The 2,812-nt window shown below is 42.4% G+C and carries 2 protein-coding genes and 1 pseudogene; all 3 read left to right on the forward strand.

From position 1 onward, the window contains the following. Positions 1–450: 450 nt before the first annotated feature. Positions 451–720, forward strand: a pseudogene (locus AC37HE_RS07835) (transposase family protein); the annotation flags it as partial. Positions 721–753: 33 nt separating this feature from the next. Next, entirely contained in the window at positions 754–1,833 is a 1,080-nt protein-coding gene (locus AC37HE_RS07840; protein ID WP_500782258.1) for a hypothetical protein, read from the forward strand. A 787-nt stretch (positions 1,834–2,620) separates the two neighbouring features. Then, a partial coding sequence (locus AC37HE_RS07845) for a hypothetical protein (RefSeq protein ID WP_500782257.1) occupies positions 2,621–2,812 on the forward strand: 192 nt, incomplete at its 3' end.

The raw sequence follows: 2,812 nt of genomic DNA on the forward strand, positions 1-2,812 counted from the left end.
AGGGCTTTCGTAGATTTCCTGGTACAAAGGTTTGAGGGACAGCCGTACTGGGACACCGCAATAACGAAATCAAAGAACAATAAGTCACCCTGAAATACAACTTCGATTAAGGACAATGAATTATATAAACCTGCTGGAAATTATCTTACGTTGAAATTCGTATAATAATAGAATCGTGATAAAACTGAATATTTTTGAGTAATTAGAGTCTGTCCCAATGGCAGGATAATTTTATTAATCAACAGGTTACATTGATTAACGAAAGGGCAAAAAGGGGTAAATTACCCCTTTCGCCCAAAAACGGTGTGTTATATCTTTTTTTTAGCACAAAAAAGAGAAAGGAACACAGCCGTTTTGTCAAATATAGTTCAACAACTCACCCTCCGTCCCCATCTTCCTGATATTTCAGCCTCAAAAGACTACCACCAGGATCGTAACCATCTCATTGCAATGGAGCATATTCTGAGCTCAAGCAATGTTGAAGACGATTTTTTATACCGCACTTTCAAATCGGAAGGGTGCTTCGATCCGACGTCATATCAACTGCAAACCGCACGTAGAGCCTTTCGGTGTACACTTTTAGGTGTATTGTCCAGTTTGAGCTTTCGTCAACTTGCGACACGACTCGCCGACAGCCTCCTGTTTCAATGGTTTACCGGCTACGGTGTTTACGGCGGGATACGTAATGAGACAATCCCTTCGAAAAGTACTCTTGAGCGCTTCAGTAAACGTTTCAAGCCTGAAGAAATTCGTGTGGCAGTAAATGACCTTTTAAAGGTGGCCTCCGGTGAAGATTCCGCTAAAGGGATTCTTGGATTGGAGCATCCTCTTGCATTCGATGAGATCTTTGCTGATACCACCTGTATAAAGGCCAATATCCATATCCCAACTGATTGGGTGTTGCTGCGCGACGCCATTCGCTCTCTGTGCAAAGCGATTCAGTGTGTTCGCAGGAACGGTTTAAAGCATCGGATAGCACCTCCGGAAACATTCATTACCAAGATTAACTCCCTGTGCATGGCAATGGCAGCAGCGCGACGAACCAGAGATGCCGTTAAAAGACGTAAGGCTATTTTGCGGAAAATGAAACGACTCACCCAGACAGTTTTTGAGCATGGTAAAAGATACCGTGCCGTACTTGAAGAAAACTGGCAGTCAACCGATTTGACCTGGAAGCAATCACAGCAAATCATTAAGCGGATCGATATGGTTGTTGAGCAGATACCTGAAGCCATCAGGCAAGCCCATGAACGCATTATTGGTGGACGTCGCGTCAAGTCAGAACATAAAATACTGAGCTTGTATGAGCCGCACACGCATGTCATCGTACGTGGCAAAGCCGGAGCAGAAGTCGAGTTCGGTAACGGGCTCTACCTTGCGGAACAGCGTGACGGGCTGATTGTGGACTGGCTGTATTTCAAACAGCAGCCTCCGGGTGATAACCTTCTTGTACAGCAAAGTATCCAAAGAATAACGGAAGCGTTCGGTCCGATTACATCGTTTACTGCGGATCGGGGTTTTGCCGGAAAAAGAAATACTGAAGAACTTGCGAAAGAAGATATCCTCAACGGCATCTATCCCAAAGGGGAAGTTCCGGAGTTTGATGGCAAGATAAAAGAACTGCACAAACGACGGGCACAAACCGAAGGACGCATAGCAATACTGAAAAATGTCTTTCTGAATAATCCACTAAACTGCAAGGGATATGCTCATCGCAACATTGCAGTGAGTTTCGCTGTTTTCGCACATAACCTGCTGAGTCTTGCCCGTAAGGCTGTAGCTGAGAAACTTACACGGGATGGCCCACCTGAAACATGTGCTCATGCTGCCTGAGCATACATCATCATTCTCGAAGAAAAATAACCGCACACAGGGTGAGGTGCGTCCGGATCGGGGCAAAATGGATCCATCTGATTGTTCATAGTCAACTTCTCTCTCAGCCGAACCCACATATCTTCCTACTTGTCAACTACTGGCTAAAATATAGCCTTTTTTGGGACAGGCTCTATATAGAGTACACCTTACAATTGAATGATAAAAACCGATTCGTACGCCACAACTAACTCTCGCGGCGATAGTCTGGTGATGTTAGAAGTTTAACGATCAAACGATGGGGCTTCTGTGGTACAGGACATAGCACGGTACTTCGGGAACTCTCATTTTTGTTGTACGACACATATCTGAGAGAATGGATAATAAAAAAGAGTATTGCTGACCATGGATTGCAATTTGGGTGGAATTTTATTGTAATGCCGGAATTGTTTAAATGATTAAATTACCGTTAGTAATTTAACGGCCGACAGGTTAATAACTTAACCCATCTGTTTTTTTAACAATGTCTTATAAATCAGGTCTCTTTTTTTTGTTAGAATCCTAACGGCATTTTGAATTGTATTAAAGATGATCAATTTACATATTTACCTGAAAAACCAGAAGATACAGTTGGTCGATTTATTGGTATGGTTTCTGCGTTATACTAATAATTTGCATATCTAACGGTATAATAACAACATTGCTGGTAAACCTCAGAAATGAACTGTTACTGATAGCAAGTGAACTACAAATAATTTGTTGATGCGAATAATTGTTTTCAAGGTGACGTGTCTCGGGGATACCTATTGTGAATCGAGAGAATTGTTCCACCGGATCCGATACTGTTGGGATTCTGACTGCAGACAGTAGTTTCATCATTCAGAGTGGGAATTACCAGATTGAGAAGATATTCGATACTACCCTCGAATATATAATTGGTTCGGACATTAGCTCGTTATTCAATTCATCTGAAAAAACCAATGGTACAGCGATTGAAAAA

This window comes from Mangrovibacterium sp. (genome assembly GCF_059905295.1).